This window comes from Duganella sp. GW821-FHT01E12, from assembly GCF_059422325.1.
The window spans coordinates 362,477-381,261 of sequence record NZ_JBWKWR010000006.1; the positions used below are offsets into that span (position 1 = coordinate 362,477).

Below are 18,785 nucleotides of genomic sequence, written 5' to 3' on the forward strand. Positions count from 1 at the left end.
TATCGTTCTCCTGCTTTTTAGTGTTGTTTGAGGTGCTTACTTGGCGGCGCCGTAGGGCGCTGCGGCCGATACGGCGGTGGCGGCCGGTTCGCCGCCGGCGCGGTTCCACCAGCCCCCGCCCAGCGCCTGGAACAGCGCGGCCGTGTCGGCGTAGCGGGCCGCCTGAGCCTGCACCAGCGCCACATGGGCCTGCTGGTAGCTGCGCTGCGCGTCCAGCAGCGCCAGGTAGCTGATGCCGCCCAGCTTGTACTGCTGGGTGGCCAGCGCCAGCGACTCGGCCGCCAGCGATTCGGCCTCCGCCTGCGCCTTCAGCGCGGCGGCGTCGGAGTCCAGCGCGCGCAGGCTGTCGGCCACGTTCTGGAAGGCGTTGAGCACGGTGGCGCGGTACTGGGCCGCCGCCACGTCGTAGGCCGCCTCGGCCCCGCGCTTCCTGGCGCTCAGGGCGCCGCCGTTGAAGATCGGCGCGCTCAGGCCGGCGGCCAGGTTCCAGGCCGTGGTTTCGGCGTCGAACAGCTTGCTGAAGGTCTGGGCCGAGGAGCCGTAGCTGCCGCTCAGCGTGAACTGCGGATACTGGGCCGCCGTCGCCACGCCGATGGCCGCGCTGGCCGCGTGCAGCTGTTCCTCGCTGGCGCGGATGTCGGGCCGCTGGCGCACCAGCGCCGACGGCAGCGACACCGGCAGCGTGGCCGGCAAGGTCAGCGATTCCAGCGCGAACTCGGGCATGCCGGCCTCGCTCGGCAGCTTACCGGCCAGCACAGACAATTGATGGCGGCTCTGCGCCAGCGCCTTCTCCAGCGGCGGCAGGGTGGCGGCGATCTGCGCCGCCTGGTTGCGCTGGCTGAGCAGGCTGTTGCGCGGCACGGCGCCCAGCTGGAACTGTTTCTCGATCACGCCCATCTGCTGGTTGACCGCGTCCAGCACCTCGCGCGTGGCCTTGAGCTGGGCGCGCAGCGAGGCTTCGCGGATGGCGGTCGTGACCACGTTGGCGCTCAGGGTCAGATAGGTCGCCTCGACCTGGAAGCGCTGGTAGTCCACCTGGGCGCGGGCGCCTTCGAGCGTGCGCCGCGTGGCGCCGAACACGTCCGGGGTGTAGGCCACGTTGACCGAGGCGTTGTACAGGTTGAACACGCCGCCCTTGGCGCCGCCGGCTTCCGACGTCTTCTGGCGCGCCGCGCCGAGCTGGCCGTTCACCGACGGATAGACCAGGCTGCCGGCCTGGGCGTTGTAGCTTTCCTGCGCCTGGCGCAGCGCGGCCTCGGCCGCCGCCATGTTCGGATTCTGTTCCAGCGCGCTGCGGATCAGCTGGTCCAGCGCGGGCGAGCGGAACACCGTCCACCACTGCGCCGGAATGTCCTGCCCCGGCGCGAACTGCTGGGCGGCGCCGGCCGCGCCGGGCGACGCGGCGGTCTGGGCCGCCAGCGGCGTGGGGGTGTAGCTATCGCCTGCCGCGGCCGGAGCGGCCGGGGTTTTGAAATCGGGACCGAGCGCGCAGCCGGCCAGGCCTGCCGCCACCAGTGCCGCCACCAGTGCCGCCACGCCGGCGCGTAACGCCTGCCGCTGGAATTGCCTGAAGTTCTGTTTTCTCACAAAAAAACTCCCACCTGAGGTTCATGCCCGGCCAAAAGGTTAACTGAACTGCACTTTTGCCCGACATATTCGCACTTTTTTTGTGCTGAGTGTGTTTTTTGTATGAGCTGTGCGCCGAGAAACTTGCAAGACGAAAAAAAAACGGGCTCCGCCGTGATGGCGTAGCCCGCTTTCGGGATGGGGTGTGCAGGGGGTCAGGCGGCTTCGGCAGTGGCCACCACGCCGTAGGCGCGGTTGGCTTCGGTCAGCGAAAAGGCCGAAGGGCCGTTGACCACGGAATCGGCCGTGCGTTCGCTGCTGCGGTAGGTGATCGGCATCAGGTAGCGGCGCAGCTCTTCCGGGCTGACCTTGCCGTCCTTGTTGGTGTCGGCGACGGCCAGGTCGACCTTGCCGCTGCCCAACACGCCATTTTCATCCACGCCCGGCAGCGGCTCCGGCGACACCAGCTTGGCGCTGTCGTCGTTGCTGGCGTCGAGGCCGAACTTTGCTTTGAAGAACTGGGTCTCGGGACGCTGCACCAGGCGCTTCAAGCCCTCGTCGAATTGCTTCAACGCCAGCTTCATGCCATCGTCGTCCGATTCCGCCACCGCCTTGACGACGGCGCTGGCGCGGTCGGCGGCGTTGACGGGATGCGCGGGGTCGGTTTGCAGCGGGGCATTGAAGCCAGGCAGGGACAGATAGGCGGCCACCGAGGCGTTCAAATCCACGTTGGCGTCGGCGGCGATTTTCTTGGGCTCGAACGCCTTCTCCGCGACGTTCGCCGCGGTCAAGCCAGGACCACCAATGTTGTTCACCATAATCATAATCGACTCCTGTTTGACGACGCCTGGGACTGTCGAACAATAAAAACTTCTACCCCGTCATTCTAACAAGGATTTGGCAACAATCACCATTTTTAGCGGCACGTAGCGCGAAAAAGTGTCTTTTTCCCATGCGAAACTTGCATGAAAGCATCACCTTAATTTGCAAAATTAATCACTCAAGGCTTGCAATAGTTTTTCCCCATCAGGACAGCCCCAACCGGTGCACGCGTCCCATCCCGGCGCAGCCTGTTGCGCGCCGTTGTTGCCGGCCGTAACGTCCCTGGTCACGCCCCTGCCCTGCAGCGAACCGTACAGCAGCGGGTTGAGGAAACCGACCGGACGGCCCAGGCGCTGGTTGATCAGCGCCAGCAGGCCCGCCCACAGCGGCGCCACCGCGCTGGTGCCGCCGAACACCAGGTTCTGGCCGTCGACCCGCACCTTGTAACCGCTGGCCGGGTCGGCGTCGCCGGCAACGTCGGGCACGCCGCGCCTGGCCTGGCCGTCCAGCACGCCCTGCTGGTAGTCCGGGCGGGCGAAAAAGCTGCTGTAGCCGCCGCCGGTGGCGCTGTTGGGGCCGCTGTTCCAGACCGTCTCGACCGCCGCGCCGCCATCCTGCAGCACCACGCGGGTGCCGCCGCAGGCCAGCGCGTGCGGCGCCGAGGCCGGGAAGTCCACATGCTGGGCGCCGTCCGCCACGCCGTCGGTGGAGCCGTTGTCGCCGGCCGCGCACAAGATGGTCACGCCCATGGCGGCGGCGTCGGCGAAGGCTTGTTCGAAGGCGGTCATGGCTTGCCCGGTCCAGGCCGATTCCGGCGCGCCCCAGCTGATCGAGATGACCGAGGGCCGGTTGACCGCGTCGTGCACGGCGGCGGTAATGGCGTCCAGGAAGCCGCGCTCGGTGTTGGGCGCGTAGTAGACCGCGATCAGCGCGCCCGGCGCCACCGCGCCCGCCACCTCGATGTCGAGCATCACTTCGCCGTCGGCGCTGTTGGCGGTGGTGGGACGGTTCTTGGCGTGGTCGATGCTGACCGTCTTGACGCACGGCGCGGTCAGGCCCAGCTCGGAAAAATACAGCTTCAGGTCGCGCGTACGGCTGCCGCCGCCCAGCTCGATGATGCCGATGCACTGGCCGCTGCCGTCCAGCCCTTGCGGGAAGTTGTACAGGCGCGCCAGCTGCGGCGGCGAGAACGAGATGTTGGCCGCCGCCGCCAGCGCGAAGCCGTCCGCCTGCAGGCGCTGGAACTTGGGCGTGGCCACCGGCCGGTCGTCCAGCCCGAACACGCCTTCGACCACGCCGGCCAGCTGGTCCGGCACGCTCAGTTCGCCAACCCGGCCGCGGTAGCTGCCGTCCGGATATTCGTATTCCTGCAGCTCGACGCCGAAGGCGCTGCTCATCTGCGCGGCGGTGCCGGCCAGCACCACGCGCCGCTGGGCCGCGTTGCTGCTGATGACCACCATGCCGTGCCCGGCCGCGAAGGCCTCGACCTTGGCGATGTCGGCGTCGCTGGCGCCGTGCTCCTGGGCGAACTGTTCGCGGCTCAGGTACTGGCGCGCCACCGGCTGGGTGTCGGCCGTGGCGGACTGCAGGTCCAGCTGCGGGCGGTCGGGCGCGGCGCGCAGCCGCACGGTGATTTCTATGGTCTGCTCGTCCGCTACCGGACCCAGCGGAACCGCGCCCTGCAGGGCCAGCTGGCCGCTGCCGGGGATGATGTGGGGGTGGGAAGTCGTGGCCATCGTCGTCTCCTTTCGAATGAGTTCTACTCAGACGATACTGGCCGCGATGGCGGCGCGATTGATGCAGCGCAGACGTGCCGCTGATTTTTGCTTGCTGACCTCTCACAATGGAGATATATTCCCATTTATGAGAAACGAAATCGAATCCCGCCTGGCCCAGCGCCTGGCCGCCCTGCGCGAGGAACGCGGCCTGTCGCTCGACGAGCTGGCCGCCGCAAGCGGCATCAGCCGGGCCACGCTGTCGCGCATGGAGCGCGGCGAGACCAGCCCCACCGCCGCGCTGCTGGGCAAGCTGTGCGCCGTGTTTGGCCTGCCCATGTCGCGCCTGGTGGCCGAGGCCGAGGCCCAGCCTGGCGAGCTGCTGCGCGCGGCCGACCAGTCGCTGTGGCAGGACCCCGCCACCGGCTTCCGGCGCCGCATGGTGTCGCCGCCGGCGCGCGGCTACGCGGTCGAGCTGGTGGAAGGCTGGCTGCCGCCCGGCGCCCGCATCGACTACGAGCGCGCTCCCGTGCCCGGCATGGAGCAGCACCTGTGGCTGCTCGACGGCGCGCTGGAATATACCCTCGACGGCGCAGTGCACCGGCTGGCGCCGGGCGACTGCCTGCGCTTCCACTTGTTCGGCGCCACCGCCTTTTTCTGTCCGGGGCCGTCGCCGGCCCGCTACCTGATCGCCCTATGTCCACCATAATCCAACTCGACGCCGCCGGCCTGCGCCGCCACGCGACCGACCTGGCCCATGTACTGCGCGACTGCGTGCTGCACGGCGCCAGCGTCGGCTTCCTGCTGCCCTGCCCGCTGGAGGAAGCGCAGGCGTTCTGGCTGGCGCTGGCGCCGCAGGTCGAGCGCGGCGAACGGCTGCTGTACGCCGCGCTCGACGCGGATGGCGCGCTGTGCGGCACGGTGCAACTGGTGTTGTGCGGCCTGCCCAACGGCCGTCACCGGGCCGAGATTTCCAAGATGCTGGTGCACTCCTCGGCACGCCGGCGGGGCATCGCCCAGGCGCTGATGCGGCACGCGCTGGAGCGGGCCCGCGCGCACGGCTGCACGCTGGTCGTGCTCGACACCTGCACCGGCTTCCCGGCGCAAACGATGTACGAGAAACTGGGCTTCGCCGTCACCGGCGTCGTGCCCGACTACGCCGCCCTGCCCGACGGCACGCTGGGCCCGGCCACCTTCATGCACCTGCGACTCTGACGGACTGTGTCATCGAGCCGTCACAACGATGGCGTACCATGTCGCGGCGCATGGTAGGCTGTGCGCGCACCATCCCGACAACCTGACGACGACCCAACATGACCAAGAAACTGTCCCTGCCCGCACTTGTAATCGCGACTTCCTGCCTGGCCTTGCAAGCCGCGCACGCCGCCACGCCCGCCGCCGACGCGGCCCAGCCCAAGCTGGTGGTGGTGCTGGTGGTGGACGGCCTGCCGAACGAGCAGGTGCAGCGCTACCGCGACCAGTTCGGCCAGGGCGGCCTGCGCCGCATGCTGGACCAGGGCGCGTCGTTCAGCAACGCCCACCAGGCGCACGGCATCACCGTCACCGCGATCGGCCACAGCGCCGTGCTGACCGGCGCCTACCCATATGTGCACGGCGTGATCGGCAATAACTGGATCGACCCCGTCACGAAGAAATCGGTGTACTGCACCGAGGACACCAACTACAGCTACATCGGCGAAGAGACCAAGCCCAGCGACGGCACCGCGCCGACCCGCCTGAAGGTCGACACGCTGGGCGACCAGCTGCGCTACGCCACCGGCGGCCGCAGCAAGGTGGTCACCGTGTCCGGCAAGGACCGCGGCGCCATCCTGTTGGCGGGCAAGACCGGCACCGCCTACATGTACATGGACAAGAGCGGCAACTTCGCCAGCAGCACCTTCTACATGAAGGCGCATCCGGCCTGGGTGCAGCAATACCAGGCCGGCAAGCCGCAGGACCGCTACTACGGCAAGTCGTGGACGCCGCTGCTGCCAGAGGCGGCCTACGCCGGCGACGCCAGCGAAGACCTGAACCAGGTCAAGCCGGGCACCCACAACCGCCTGCCCTACGCCTACTACAGCGAAAGCGGCGAGATCGACGCCAGCTACTACAACAGCCTGAAGACCGGCCCCTTCCTCGACCAGCTGACGCTGGACTTCGCGCGCGCCGCGGTGGAAGGCGAGAACCTCGGCCGCAACCCGGCCGGCGTACCGGACCTGTTGGGCGTGAGCCTGTCGGCGCACGACTACGTCAACCACGCCTTCGGCCCGGAGAGCAAGCTGTCGCACGACCACCTGCAGCGCGTGGACCGCATGCTGGCCGACTTCTTCAACTACCTCGACAAGCGGGTCGGCATGGACAATGTGCTGGTGGTGCTGACCGCCGACCACGGCTTCCCGAACACGCCCGAGTTCTCGCGCACCCAGCACCTGGACGCCCAGCGCATCGACGGCGACAAGCTGATGGCATCGCTGGACAAGCACCTGTCCGAAAAATTCGGCGGCGCCAAACTGCTGAGCGCCTGGTCGCTGCCCAACATCCACCTGGACTACGCGCAGATCGACAAGAGCGGCCTGAAACGCGAGGACGTGGAAACCGCCGCCGCCCGCTTCCTGCTGGCGCAGAACGGCATCGTCGAAGCCTACACCCGCACGCAGCTGGAAAACGGCGCCGCCAACACCACCCGCATGGCCACGCTGATGCGCCGCGCCTGGAACCGCGAAGCGTCGGGCGACCTGATGGTGGTCACCAAGCCCTACTGGTACTTCGGCACCGGCAGCAGCGGCACCTCGCACGGCTCGCCGTACGCCTATGACACCAACGTACCGCTGATAATCATGGGCAAGCGCTGGATCAAGCCGGGGGCCTATGGCCAGTATGCGGAAGTGGTCGACATCGCGCCGACCTTGGCCAGCCTGCTGCACGTGCGTCCGCCGGCGGGCGCCGAGGGCCGCGTGCTGAGCGAGACGCTGCGCTGAGCGGATAGCATATTGATATGCAAAAATAATATATTGGCAATATTATTAAATGGTGCTACTTTGTCATTTCCTACAACAAAGATGGGGAAATGATGAAAAAAATTGCATTCGCAGTACTCGCTTTGGTCGCCGGCATCGCTAACGCCGGCGCGTTGTACAACAATGGCCCGGTGGTCGATGGCGACGGCAAGTCCATCATGGCGCCGGACGCCTCGACCATCGGTTTCGGCAACCAAAGCGCCGTCGGCAATTTCGTCGCGGACGATTTCAATGTCACGGCCGGCCAGAGCTGGAACGTCTCCAGCCTGAGCTTCTACGGCTACCAGACCAACGCCGGCAAATTCAGCTTCACCTCCGCCACCTGGAGCATCGTCTCCGGCGACGACGTCAACACCGGCACGGTGGTGGCATCGGGCACCAGCGCCGTCACCAACGGCGGCCTGGCCGGCTATCGCGTCACCGACGGCACCCTCGACAATAAACAGCGCGGCATCTACCAGATCGACGCGGACATCACCGACATCACGCTGGGCTCCGGCCACTACTGGCTGACCTGGGGCGTGACCGGCACCGCCGCTTCCGGCCCATGGCAGCCGCCCACCTCCGACGGGCGTGAAGGCAACGCGGCCCAGGCAGGCGGCGGCGGCCCGTTCGCGACCCTGGTCGACGACGGCAACGGCCTGACGGTCGAACTGCCGTTCGCCGTCAACGGCACCATCACCGCCGTGCCTGAACCGGAAACCTACGCCATGATGCTCGGCGGCCTGGCCTTGATCGGGCTGGCACGCCGCCGCGCACGCCGCGGCTGATCTCCAGCCCCGCCTCGCCGGCCATGCGGGCGCCTTGCGGCGCCCGCAGTCATTTCAGCGCCCGGCGCCGCGAAAATAACTGTCGCGAATGGAAAGGCTTCCAGCTATAGTGGGCGTCGATCTTCAACTTCCCCGATGACGACATGAACAAATACGGTTTGCTGCTGGCTGCTCTCGGCGTGATCGCCGCCCCCTCCTTCGCGGCCGCGCCGCGCGCCACCACGGCCAGCGGCGTGGTGGAAGGCACGCTGGACGCTTCCGGCGTCAAATCGTATAAAGGGATTCCGTTCGCGGCGCCGCCGGTCGGCGAATTGCGCTGGAAGGCGCCGCAGCCGGCGCAGAAGTGGCGCGGCGTGCGCAAGGCCGACCACTTCGGGCCGCGCGCCATGCAGCTGCCGCTGTTCGGCGACATGGTGTTCCGCTCCGACGGCGTCAGCGAGGACTGCCTGTACCTGAACGTGTGGACGCCCGCCAAATCACCCAGGGACAAGCTGCCGGTGCTGGTCTACTTTTACGGCGGCGGCTTCGCGGCGGGCGACGGCTCCGAGCCGCGCTACGACGGCGCCAGCATGGCCGCCAAGGGCATCGTCACGCTGACCGTCAACTACCGCCTCAACATCTTCGGCTTCCTCGCGCATCCCGAACTGACGGCCGAATCGCCGCACAAGGCATCCGGAAACTACGGCCTGATGGACCAAGCGGCGGCGCTGCAATGGGTGGCGAAGAATATCGCGGCCTTCGGCGGCGACCCCGCGCGCGTGACCATCGCCGGCGAATCGGCCGGTTCATGGTCGGTCAGCGCGCAGATGCTGTCGCCATTGGCGAAAGACCTGATCGCCGGCGCCATCGGCGAGAGCGGCGCCCTGCTCGGACTGGAGGCTCCGCAGCCGCTGGCGGTCGCGGAAAAGAAAGGCGCGGCGTTTGCCGAACAAATCGGCGCGCCCACACTGGCCGCGCTGCGCGCCCTGCCCGCCAAACAGCTGCTGGACGCGATGAAGCGGCCGGACGCGCCATGGTTCTCCGCCATCCAGGACGGCTATGTGCTGCCACGCGAACCGGTGGCGATGTACGCGGCGGGCGAGCAGGCCAAGGTGCCGCTGCTGGCCGGATGGAATTCGCAGGAAGGCCACTACAAGCAGGTGCTGGGCGAAGCCGAGCCGACGCCGGAGAACTTCGCTAAAACGCTGCAAACCATGTACCGCGACCGCGCCCCCGCCGCGCAGCAAGCCTACAGCGGCGACGTGCTGCAAGCCGCGACCGACCTGGCCGGCGACCTGTTCATCGCCCACGGCACCTGGAAGTGGATCGACACGCACGCGCGCACCAGCGGCCAGCCGGTCTACCGCTACTACTATTCTCGTCCACGTCCGGGCCAGACCGGTGCCGGACATTCAGTGGAAATCGAATACGCGCTGGGCAACCTGCCGTCGAATAAAGTGTATTCGTGGAGCGCCGGCGATTTCGCGCTGTCCGCGCAGATGCAGGACTACTTCGCCAACTTCATCAAGGCCGGAAATCCCAACGGCGCGGGCCTGCCGGAATGGCCGCGCGCCAGCAGCGGCAAGGGCTCCCGCCTGATGCGGCTGGACGTGCCAGCGGCCGCGATGACCGCCACCGACGACGCCCACCACGCCTTCCAGGAGCAGCAGCGGCAAAATCAAATAAGCAAATAAGCAAAAATGGAAACCGCCACTTAGTTTGTATTTTTTTGTATCGCCCGGTAATTCTTTGAAAAGTTGCTATACACTAGCTCCCTTTATTCGGGCAATCATCGGGAAGACAAACTATGCGCAAGACGATCGGCTTCATGGTTCTTTGCTTTACAGCGTCCGCGTTCGCAGCGGAGCCATTCGACGACAAGTTCCGCCAGCTGGACGAGATACTCCCCACCGCCAACTCCTACCGCACCGCGTCCGGCGCGCCCGGCGCCGCCTACTGGCAGCAACGCGCGGACTACACGATCCGCGCCACGCTCGATGAAGCCAAACGCGCCATCACCGGCAGCGAGCAAATCAACTACCACAACAACTCGCCCGACACGCTGAACTACCTGTGGGTGCAGCTCGACCAGAACATCTACAAGAAAAATTCCGACGCCCGCATGATGCTGACGCAGCCCTCGCGCGACGCATGGGCCAAGGCGCACACGCCGGAAGACGGCTACAAGTTCGAAGGCATGCGCGGCATCCTGGCCGGCCGCGAGTTCGACGGCGGCTACAACATCAAGACCGTGAGCGCCGGCGGCCAGCCGCTGAAGTTCACCATCAACCGCACCATGATGCGCATCGACCTGCCGGCGCCGCTGAAGCCGGGCCAGAGCTTCGCCTTCAACATCGACTGGTCCTACAACATCAACGAGCAGCAGGTGCTGGGCGGGCGTTCGGGCTACGAGCACTTCGAGGACGACAAGAACGACCTGTTCGAAATCGCCCAGTGGTATCCGCGCATGGCGGCCTACTACGACGTGATGGGCTGGCAGCACAAGCAGTTCCTGGGCTCCGGCGAGTTCACGCTGGAATTCGGCGACTACGACGTGCAGCTGACCGTGCCGGCCGACCACGTGGTGGCCTCCACCGGCGAGCTGCAAAACCCCAACGACGTATTGAGCGCCGCGCAGCGCGACCGCCTGGCCAAGGCCAGGACCGCGAGCGCGCCGGTGGTCATCGTCACGCAGGAGGAAGCCGAGAAGGCAGAGAGGTCGGTCAGCACCGCGTCGAAGACCTGGCACTTCAAAGCCGCCAACGTGCGCGACTTCGCCTGGGCCTCCAGCCGCAAGTTCATCTGGGATGCGCAGGGCTTCAAGAAGGATTCCACCAACGTGATGGCGATGTCCTACTATCCGAAGGAAGGCAATCCGCTGTGGGGCAAGTACAGCACCCAGGCCATCATCCACACCATCGACCAGTACAACAAGTACAGCTTCGATTATCCGTATCCGACCGCGATCTCGGTCAACGGCCCGGTTGGCGGCATGGAGTATCCGATGATCTCCTTCAACGGCCCGCGCCCGAACAAGGACAAGAAGACCGGTGCCCTCACCTGGTCGCAGCAGACCAAGTATGGCCTGATCGGCGTGATCATCCACGAGGTGGGCCACAACTACTACCCGATGATCATCAACTCGGACGAGCGCCAGTGGACCTGGATGGATGAAGGCCTGAACACCTTCGTGCAGTATCTGGCCGAGCAGGCGTGGGAAGACAACTACCCGTCGCGCCGCGGCGAGCCGCGCAACATCGTCGACTACATGCGCAGCCAGAACCAGGTGCCGATCATGACCAACTCGGAGTCGCTGCTGCAGTTCGGGAACAACGCCTACGCCAAGCCGGCCACCGGCTTGAACATCCTGCGCGAGACCATCCTGGGCCGCGAACTGTTCGACTATGCGTTCCGCGAATACGCGCGCCGCTGGAAGTTCAAGCGCCCTACTCCGGCAGACTTCTTCCGCACCATGGAAGACGCTTCCGGCACCGATCTTGACTGGTTCTGGCGCGGCTGGTTCTACACCACCGACGCCGTGGACATCAGCATCGACGGCATCAGCGAATACGGCGTAAGCACCAAGGACCCGGAAAAGGAAAAGGCCTGGAAGAAGGCGCAGAAGGATGCGCAGCCGGTGTCGATTTCCGAACAGCTCAACAAGCCGCTGCCCAAGCGCCTGGACGCGCATCCGGAGCTGAAGGACTTCTACAACGAGCATGACGAGTTCACCGTCACCAACAAGGACCGCAACAGCTACGCCGAGGCGATCGAGAAGCTGGAGCCGTGGGAGAAGAAGCTGCTGGACCAGGGCAAGCACCTGTACCTGGTGGACTTCTCCAACCTGGGCGGCATGGTGATGCCGCTGATCCTGGAGATTGAACTCAAGAGCGGCAAGAAGTACATCGAGCGCATTCCGGCCGAGGTGTGGCGCTACTCGCCGAAGAAGATCACCAAGTTGATCGTCACCGACGAGCCGATGGTGGGCCTGACCCAGGACCCGTTCTGGGAAACCGCCGACATCGACACCAGCAACAACGCCTGGCCGCGCAAGGTGACCCAGTCGCGCCTGGAGCTGTTCAAGACCGAGCGTGACCGCATTAACCTGATGCGCGACTACAATACGCCGCTCAAGGGCAAGGGCGACAAGTCGTCCAAGGACTCGTCGGCCGAATGATGTTGCGCGCCTTGCGTCTGGCCGCGGCGGCCGTGCTGGCATGCGCCGGCGCGGCGGCCGGCGCCCATAATTTTCACATGGGCATAGCGGACATCAGCTACAACGCCCGCACCGGCAACACCGAGATCGTGCACACCTACACGGCGCACGATGTCGCCACGCTGCTGGCGAATCTGTACGGCCGCAATTTCGACCTGGGCCAGGCGGACAGCGAAGCACCGCTGCGCCGCTACGTCGAGCGGCAGTTTTATCTGGAAGGCGCGGACGGCAAGCGCCTGCCGCTGCACTGGGTGGGCGTGAAGGCGGATGCCGACAGCGTCGTCATTTTTCAAGAGGTCGAAGGCAGGAAGCTGTCTCCCGCGACGCGCATCCACAACGGCTTGCTGATAGACTTCCTGCCATCCCAAAAGAACACCGTGAACCTGCAAGCCGATGGCCCTGTCCAGACTCTCATCTTCGATCAAGGCAGCGTCGATCAAACCACTCGTTAAGTGCCTGCTGTTCGCATTGGGCTCGGCGCAGGCCGACGACCAGATCCTGCAACGGGTGCTGGTCGACGGCTCGCGCGCCAACCAGCTGGGCGTGGCCGATGCCGCCAGCGCGGGCAGCATATCGCAGCAGGAGCTGGCCGCGCGCACCGTCTACCGTCCCGGCGAAATCCTCGAGGCGGCGCCCGGCCTGATCGTCAGCCAGCATAGCGGCGAAGGCAAGGCCAATCAGTTCTACCTGCGCGGATTCAACCTCGATCATGGCACCGACCTGCGCACCACCGTCGACGACATGCCCGTCAACCAGCGCAGCCACGCGCACGGCCAGGGCTGGACCGACCTCAATTTCCTGATCCCCGAACTGGCGGTGCGGCTCGATTACAAGAAGGGCCCCTACTCCGCCGGGGAAGGCGACTTCGCCTCCGCCGGCACGGCCTCGGTGGTGTACGCCAACCGGCTGCTGCAAGGCGTGGCCGCCGCATCGGCCGGCCAGCACGGCTACGGCCGCGCGCTGCTGGCCGACTCGCTGGACGCAGGCAACGGCAGCTTGCTGTACGCGGTGGAGGCGCTGCACAACGACGGCCCCTATACGCATCCCGACGATTACCAGAAACTGAACGCGGTGCTGCGCTACAGCCAAGGCTATGCCAACAACGGCTTCAATGTCAGCCTGATGGCCTACCGCGCCGACTGGAACTCGACCGACCAGATCCCGCTGCGCGCCGTGCAGGATGGACAGCTGGGCCGCAACGACGCCGTCGATCCGACCGATGGCGGCAAGTCGCACCGCTACAGCCTTTCCGGCGCCTGGCGCCGCACCGGCGACGACAGCGCGTCCAAGGTCAACGCCTACCTCATCGCCAACCAGTTGGACCTGTATTCCAACTTCACCTACTTCATGGACGATCCGCTGCATGGCGACCAGTTCGCGCAGCCGGACAAGCGCGTCACCAGCGGCGTGAACGCGAGCCACAGCTGGCACCAGCACACGGAAAACGGCAACAGCGCCACCACCATCGGCATCCAGCTGCAAAACGATAATATCTTTAACGGCCTGCTGAACACGCAAGCGCGCAAGCCGCTGTCGGTCACGCGGCAGGATCACATCGTCGAATCGAGCGCGGGGCTGTACGTGGAGAACAACACGCGCTGGAACGGCGCCTTGCGCACCGTGGCCGGCGCGCGCATCGACAGCTACCGCTTCGACGTGCGCAGCAGCCTGGCGGCCAACTCGGGCAAAGCCAGCGACCATCTGGTGAGCCCGAGCCTTAGCGTGATCTACGGCCCGTGGCGGACGGCGGAACTGTACGCCAACATCGGCAACGGCTTCCACAGCAACGACGCGCGCGGCGCCACCATCCGCATCGATCCCAGGACCGGCGCGGCGGCCGACAAGGTGGCGCCGCTGGTGCGCTCACGCGGCATGGAGCTGGGCGCGCGCGGCAACTGGCTGCCTGGCTTGCAGACATCGTTGTCGGTGTACCGCCTGGATTTCGATTCGGAGCTGACCTTCGCTGGGGACGCCGGCACCACCGAGGCGGGACGCCCGAGCCGCCGCCATGGCGTGGAGATTTCGAACTACTACAAGCCGCTGAAATGGCTGTCGGTCGACCTGGACCTGGCCTACGCGCGCGCCCGTTCGCGCGACGCCGCGCCGGAGGGCGACTACATCCCCGGCGCCATCGAAGGCACCGGCCAGCTGGCGCTGATCGTGGACGACGGCGGCCCGTATTCCGGCTCGCTGAAGCTGCGCTACTTCGGCCCGCGTCCGCTCATCGAGGACAACAGTGTGCGCTCGAAGCAAAGCCTGACGCTGAACGGCCGCCTGGGCTGGAAGCTGCGCAAGGGACTGACACTGGAACTGGAAGCCTTCAACCTGACCAACCACCGCGATTCCGCCATCGACTACTACTACCCGTCGCAGCTGAAGGGTGAAGCGGCGCCGGTCAACGACATCCACTTCCACCCCATCGAATCGCGCTCGCTGCGGGCGACGCTGGTCAAGAACTTCTAGGTCAGAACTCTTCCCACTCGTCGGCGCTGGCGGCGCTGGCCTTGAGTTTTTTCGGCGCGGCCGCAGCTGGCTTGGCGGCCGGCTTGGGACGTGCCGCCGCAGCCTTCGGCAGCGACGTGACCACCGACGCGGCAGCGCGCACCGGACGGGCCGCAGCCACCGGCGCGGCTTTCGCGGCGGGTGCGGTGTACGAGGCGTTGATCTTGAACGCGCTGACCACCCGTTCCAGCTTGTCGGCCTGCTCGCGCAGGGTCTGCGCGGCGGCGGCGGTCTGCTCCACCAGCGCGGAGTTCTGCTGCGTGGTCTGGTCCATCTGCGTCACCGCCTGGTGCACCTGGGCGATGCCGTCGTTCTGCTCCTGCGTGGCCGCGCTGATCTCGCCGACGATGTCGGTCACCTGCTTGATGCTGGCAACCACTTCATGCATCGTGGTGCCGGCCTGCTCCACCAACCTGGTGCCGGAACCGACCTTCTCCACCGAGTCGTCGATCAACGCCTTGATCTCCTTGGCCGCCGCAGCGGAGCGCTGCGCAAGGTTGCGCACCTCGGTCGCCACCACGGCGAAGCCGCGCCCCTGCTCACCGGCGCGCGCAGCTTCCACCGCCGCGTTCAGCGCCAGGATGTTGGTCTGGAAGGCGATGCCGTCGATGACCGAGATGATGTCGACGATCTTGCGCGACGATTCGTTGATCGAGCCCATGGTCACCACCACCTGCTCCACCACGCTGCCGCCCTGCGCCGCCACGTCCGACGCCGAACGCGCCAGCTGGTTGGCCTGGCGGGCGTTGTCGGCGTTCTGGCCGACGGTCGACGTCAGCTGCTCCATGCTGGCGGCGGTCTGCTCCAGCGCGGCCGCCTGCGACGAGGTGCGCTGCGACAGGTCGCCGGTGCCGCTGGCGATGTCCTGCGAGGCGCTGCCGACCGCGATGGTCGAGGCGCGCACCGTGTCGATCACGCCGGCGATCTGCTCCAGCAGCTTGTTGAAGGCCACGGCGGTGTGGCCGATTTCGTCCATGCGCTCGATCTTGATCTGGTGCGTCAGGTCCAGCGACTGGCTCACATCCTCCAGCGTGCCGCGGATCGACGCCAGGCTGCCCTTGATGATGACGTACAGCTGCCATGCCAGCGCGCCGGTCACCAGCAGGCCAAGCAGCACCACGCTCACCATCAGGCGGAAGGCGAATTTGTAGGCGGCGTCGCTGGCCTCGCGCACGTCGGCGATCAGCTTGTTGTTGTAGGCGATGTGGTCGTCGAAGCCCTTCTTGACGGCGGCCGCCGACAGCGCCAGCGGCGTGCCGGCCAGCAGCGTGGCGCGCACCGCGTCCATGTCGCCGGCGTGGGCGCCGGCCAGGAAGGGAATCAGCGCCTGGCGGTAGGCGGCCATGTTGGCCTTGTCCGCCTCCAGCATCTTGCGGTCGGTCTCGTCGAAGATGTGTTCCTTGGCGTAGGTCTCGATGACCTCGTCGAACTTGGCGTGGGCTTCGCTGTAGGCCTTGTCCAGCGCGGTCTTGTCTGCCAGGTTGGAGAACACCGACAGGCGGTAGCCGGCCAGGCGGCTATCGGCAAGATAGCCTTTGGCCATGTTCAGGCCGGCGATGCTGGGGATCAGCCGGCTCTGCACCATGTCGAGGCGCTGCTGCGCCGTGGACAGCTGCGTGAGGCCGGTGATACCGACGAAGATCAGCGCAAGTAACGCCAAGGACAAAGTCAAGATCAGGCGCTTTGTAATAGTCATGGTGACTGTTCCCATAGTAGTGACGAAGGAGCCGGCCGTCTGCGCGGCCATGGGTCAGTATAGCGGAACGGTATTGCTTCAAAATAGCAATGCGTGAATTTCCACCGCATCGCTACCAAAACACAACGCATGCAAGACGCTATCCCGCCGGCCCGGCTCCGCTCAGAAGCGCGCCTTGGCGCGCACGCCCACGGTGCGCGGACGCACCATGAACAAGGTGTCGCCCGGCTGGATGGCGATGGTGTTCGGCGTGACGTCGCTGACCTTGGCGCCGTTGCTCAGGTTGGTGCCGAACAGGCCGAACTCGTAGGCGCCGGTCTTGTAGGTGACGGTGGCGTTGAGCGTGTTCGACGACGGTATCCGCGCGTAGCTGCCCTGCGCCGGCGCGAAGTTGGTGTAGGCGTCGCTGTGGTAGGCGTAGCTGGCGGCGATGCCCACCTCGGCGTTGCCGCGCACCGGCACGGTATAGCTGGCCGTGGCGGTGGCCGACAGGCGCGGCGCGTACGGCGCGCGGCTGCCCTCAGGGATGTTCTGCGCGGCGATGCCGGTGACCACGGTGCGGGTGGCGTAGGCGTGGTTGTAGGCGGCGCTCAGGCCCAGCGCGGCGTGGCGCGTGAGCTTGAATGCGGTCTCCAGCTCCAGCCCTTCGCTGCGCAGCTTGCCGGCGTTCTGCGTGAAGTAGTAGGTGCACGGCAGCTTGTTGAATACCTGGACGTCCTTCCACTCGATCACGTAGGCGCTGGCGTTGAAGGTCAGGCGCTGGTCCAGCAGCGTGTTCTTCGAGCCCACCTCGTAGTTCCACAGGCTGTCCGGCGCGAACGTGGCCGGCGCGTTCACGCCGCAGAAGTTGAACGGCACCGGCTGGTTGTTGCCGCCGTAGCGGAAGCCCTTGCCGGCCGAGGCGTACAGCATGTGCTGCGGATCGACGCGCCAGGCGGCGGCGAAGCGCGGGTTGGCGCCGCGCGAGGTGGCGCTGCTGTTGCTCACCTCCGGCTGGCCCACCGGCGCCGACGGCGTGGCGCCGACCAGGTTGCCGAACAGGCCGGTGAAGCGCAGGTCGAAGTCCTGCGTGCCCTTGAACAGGCGCAGGCCGGCCGTCAGGTCGAGCTGGTCCCATACGGTGTAGCTGCCTTCGGCGAACAGCGCCACCTGGCGCGACTTGGTGTTCTGCGTGCCGGAGAAGAAGTCGTTGGGGTTGAAGGCCAGGTCGTTGGTCTGCGAGTTATAGCCGGGGAAGTTGTGGGCGACGGCGAAGCGCTCGTCAAAGCCTGTGGTCGGCTCGTCCTGGCGCGTGTCGCGCCTGCCGCTTTCCAGGAAGGCGCCGGCGGTCCACTTCAGCGGCCCGCTGCCCTTGGAGTTGAGGCGGAATTCCTGCGCGAAGTCCTGCACCGCGTTGCCGATGGTGTAGGCGGCCTGCATCAGCGGGTTCTTGCCGCCGAAGATGAAGGCGGTGGCCGGATACTGCGCCGAGGTCACGTACAGCGTGTCGCGGTGCAGGTAGGAGGTGGACGACACCAGCTGCGCGCCGCCCATGTCGTAGCTGACGCCCAGGTTGTACAGTTGCAGGTTGTCGTTGCTGGTCTGCGGCAGCAGCGCGATGGTGGTGAACGGCGCCAGGCCGGCGTAGGCGTCGTTGACGCCGCCCTTGATGTTGGACGCGGTGACGCTGGCGTCGACCGTCAGGTCCGGCGAGGCGCGCAGGCGCAGTGCGGCGCGCGCCTGGTTGGTGGAGACGTCGTTGGTGGTCTTGCCGTTGACCTGGTTGCGGATATAGCCGGAATCGTTGCCGGTGTAGCCCGTCAGGCGCAGGCCCAGCACGTCGGCCTTGAGCGGCAGGTTGACCATGGCGCGCAGGTTGCGGTTGACGCCGCCGAAGCCGGAGGTGTCCGAGCCCACCGCCTCGACGGTGCCGAACAGTTCGCCCAGCTCGGGCTTCTGCGTGATCTGGCGCACCGCGCCGGCCATGGCGCCGGCGCCGAACAGCGTGCCCTGCGGCCCCTGCAGCACTTCCACCCGCTCCAGGTCCAGCACCTTCAGGTCGGGGTTGGAGGATTTGAGCGTCACCGGCATGTCGTCGATGTAGACCGCCACCAGCGACGAATCCTGCACCTCGGACGGCACGATGCCGCGCACCACCAGCCCGCGCATGGTGATGTTGTTGACACCCGGCGCCTGCTGCTGCACCGACATGGCCGGCACCAGGTTGGCGATATCGGCCAGGTTGCCCTGTCCATAGCGGGTCAGGCCTTCCGGCTTGAGCACGGTAATGGCGGCCGGCACCTGCTGCACGTCGACCGCGCCGGCCGAGCGGGTGGCGGTCACTTCCACGCGCTCGATTTTCTCTGTGCCCACTTCCGTCCCGGCCGCCTGCGCGGCGGCCAAGGCGCCCACCGACCACAGCGCCAGCGCGCGATATGCCTTCACTTGCTTGCCCATCCCTGCCCTCGTGTTGTTTTTAACAAGCGCGCAGTATAACGACAGGCAGTCCGATTGAACATGAAG

At 66.5% G+C, this 18,785-nt stretch carries 13 protein-coding genes; 8 read left to right on the forward strand and 5 right to left on the reverse strand.

Annotated features, from left to right (window positions below; all coding sequences use genetic code 11):
* Nucleotides 1-36: 36 nt before the first annotated feature.
* The 3 genes from AC07WS_RS19275 to AC07WS_RS19285 form a co-directional block, all read right to left on the reverse strand.
* Complete coding sequence (locus AC07WS_RS19275; protein WP_494730631.1) at nt 37-1,587, reverse strand: efflux transporter outer membrane subunit; 1,551 nt, start codon at nt 1,585-1,587, stop codon at nt 37-39.
* Between the two features lie 194 nt (nt 1,588-1,781).
* Entirely contained in the window at nt 1,782-2,390 is a 609-nt protein-coding gene (locus AC07WS_RS19280; RefSeq protein WP_494730632.1) for an EF-hand domain-containing protein, read from the reverse strand.
* Between the two features lie 168 nt (nt 2,391-2,558).
* Nucleotides 2,559-4,124 (reverse strand): S53 family peptidase, encoded by a 1,566-nt coding sequence (locus AC07WS_RS19285; RefSeq protein ID WP_494730633.1) that lies wholly within the window; start codon nt 4,122-4,124, stop codon nt 2,559-2,561.
* A gap of 127 nt (nt 4,125-4,251) precedes the next feature.
* Between AC07WS_RS19285 and AC07WS_RS19290 the strand changes: the two genes are divergently transcribed.
* The 8 genes from AC07WS_RS19290 (at nt 4,252) to AC07WS_RS19325 (ending at nt 14,548) form a co-directional block, all read left to right on the forward strand.
* Complete coding sequence (locus AC07WS_RS19290) at nt 4,252-4,812, forward strand: helix-turn-helix domain-containing protein (protein WP_494730634.1); 561 nt, start codon at nt 4,252-4,254, stop codon at nt 4,810-4,812.
* The gene (locus tag AC07WS_RS19295; protein ID WP_494730635.1) at nt 4,800-5,318 is read left to right on the forward strand and encodes a GNAT family N-acetyltransferase; all 519 of its coding nucleotides are present in this window, start codon (nt 4,800-4,802) and stop codon (nt 5,316-5,318) included. Before AC07WS_RS19290 ends, AC07WS_RS19295 begins: the two co-directional genes overlap by 13 nt.
* A gap of 98 nt (nt 5,319-5,416) precedes the next feature.
* Entirely contained in the window at nt 5,417-7,081 is a 1,665-nt protein-coding gene (locus tag AC07WS_RS19300) for an alkaline phosphatase family protein (protein ID WP_494730636.1), read from the forward strand.
* A 92-nt stretch (nt 7,082-7,173) separates the two neighbouring features.
* On the forward strand, nt 7,174-7,890 hold the full coding sequence (locus tag AC07WS_RS19305; protein ID WP_494730637.1) for a PEP-CTERM sorting domain-containing protein: 717 nt from the start codon (nt 7,174-7,176) through the stop codon (nt 7,888-7,890).
* A gap of 143 nt (nt 7,891-8,033) precedes the next feature.
* Nucleotides 8,034-9,563, forward strand: a complete 1,530-nt coding sequence (locus AC07WS_RS19310) for a carboxylesterase/lipase family protein (RefSeq protein ID WP_494730638.1) — start codon at nt 8,034-8,036, stop codon at nt 9,561-9,563.
* Between the two features lie 113 nt (nt 9,564-9,676).
* Nucleotides 9,677-12,046 (forward strand): M1 family metallopeptidase, encoded by a 2,370-nt coding sequence (locus AC07WS_RS19315; RefSeq protein WP_494730639.1) that lies wholly within the window; start codon nt 9,677-9,679, stop codon nt 12,044-12,046.
* The gene (locus tag AC07WS_RS19320; protein WP_494730640.1) at nt 12,043-12,537 is read left to right on the forward strand and encodes a DUF6702 family protein; all 495 of its coding nucleotides are present in this window, start codon (nt 12,043-12,045) and stop codon (nt 12,535-12,537) included. Before AC07WS_RS19315 ends, AC07WS_RS19320 begins: the two co-directional genes overlap by 4 nt.
* Nucleotides 12,479-14,548 carry a TonB-dependent receptor gene (locus AC07WS_RS19325; RefSeq protein WP_494730641.1) on the forward strand — a complete coding sequence of 690 codons (2,070 nt, stop codon included), beginning with the start codon at nt 12,479-12,481 and terminating at the stop codon, nt 14,546-14,548. Before AC07WS_RS19320 ends, AC07WS_RS19325 begins: the two co-directional genes overlap by 59 nt.
* A 1-nt stretch (nt 14,549) precedes the next feature.
* On the opposite strand, the gene AC07WS_RS19330 is transcribed toward AC07WS_RS19325, so the two are convergent.
* Both AC07WS_RS19330 and AC07WS_RS19335 read right to left on the reverse strand, forming a co-directional pair.
* Complete coding sequence (locus tag AC07WS_RS19330) at nt 14,550-16,283, reverse strand: methyl-accepting chemotaxis protein (RefSeq protein WP_494730642.1); 1,734 nt, start codon at nt 16,281-16,283, stop codon at nt 14,550-14,552.
* 162 nt (nt 16,284-16,445) lie between these two features.
* Nucleotides 16,446-18,719, reverse strand: a complete 2,274-nt coding sequence (locus AC07WS_RS19335; RefSeq protein ID WP_494730643.1) for a TonB-dependent receptor — start codon at nt 18,717-18,719, stop codon at nt 16,446-16,448.
* Nucleotides 18,720-18,785: the final 66 nt, after the last annotated feature.

Bases quoted from the DNA above. Each gene is read 5' to 3' on its own strand.
- AC07WS_RS19280 (WP_494730632.1), bottom strand. From the start codon at position 2,390: ATGATTATGGTGAACAACATTGGTGGTCCTGGCTTGACCGCGGCGAAC.
- AC07WS_RS19285 (WP_494730633.1), bottom strand. From the start codon at position 4,124: ATGGCCACGACTTCCCACCCCCACATCATCCCCGGCAGCGGCCAGCTG.
- AC07WS_RS19290 (WP_494730634.1), top strand. From the start codon at position 4,252: ATGAGAAACGAAATCGAATCCCGCCTGGCCCAGCGCCTGGCCGCCCTG.
- AC07WS_RS19295 (WP_494730635.1), top strand. From the start codon at position 4,800: ATGTCCACCATAATCCAACTCGACGCCGCCGGCCTGCGCCGCCACGCG.
- AC07WS_RS19300 (WP_494730636.1), top strand. From the start codon at position 5,417: ATGACCAAGAAACTGTCCCTGCCCGCACTTGTAATCGCGACTTCCTGC.
- AC07WS_RS19305 (WP_494730637.1), top strand. From the start codon at position 7,174: ATGAAAAAAATTGCATTCGCAGTACTCGCTTTGGTCGCCGGCATCGCT.
- AC07WS_RS19310 (WP_494730638.1), top strand. From the start codon at position 8,034: ATGAACAAATACGGTTTGCTGCTGGCTGCTCTCGGCGTGATCGCCGCC.
- AC07WS_RS19315 (WP_494730639.1), top strand. From the start codon at position 9,677: ATGCGCAAGACGATCGGCTTCATGGTTCTTTGCTTTACAGCGTCCGCG.
- AC07WS_RS19320 (WP_494730640.1), top strand. From the start codon at position 12,043: ATGATGTTGCGCGCCTTGCGTCTGGCCGCGGCGGCCGTGCTGGCATGC.
- AC07WS_RS19325 (WP_494730641.1), top strand. From the start codon at position 12,479: ATGGCCCTGTCCAGACTCTCATCTTCGATCAAGGCAGCGTCGATCAAA.
- AC07WS_RS19330 (WP_494730642.1), bottom strand. From the start codon at position 16,283: ATGACTATTACAAAGCGCCTGATCTTGACTTTGTCCTTGGCGTTACTT.
- AC07WS_RS19335 (WP_494730643.1), bottom strand. From the start codon at position 18,719: ATGGGCAAGCAAGTGAAGGCATATCGCGCGCTGGCGCTGTGGTCGGTG.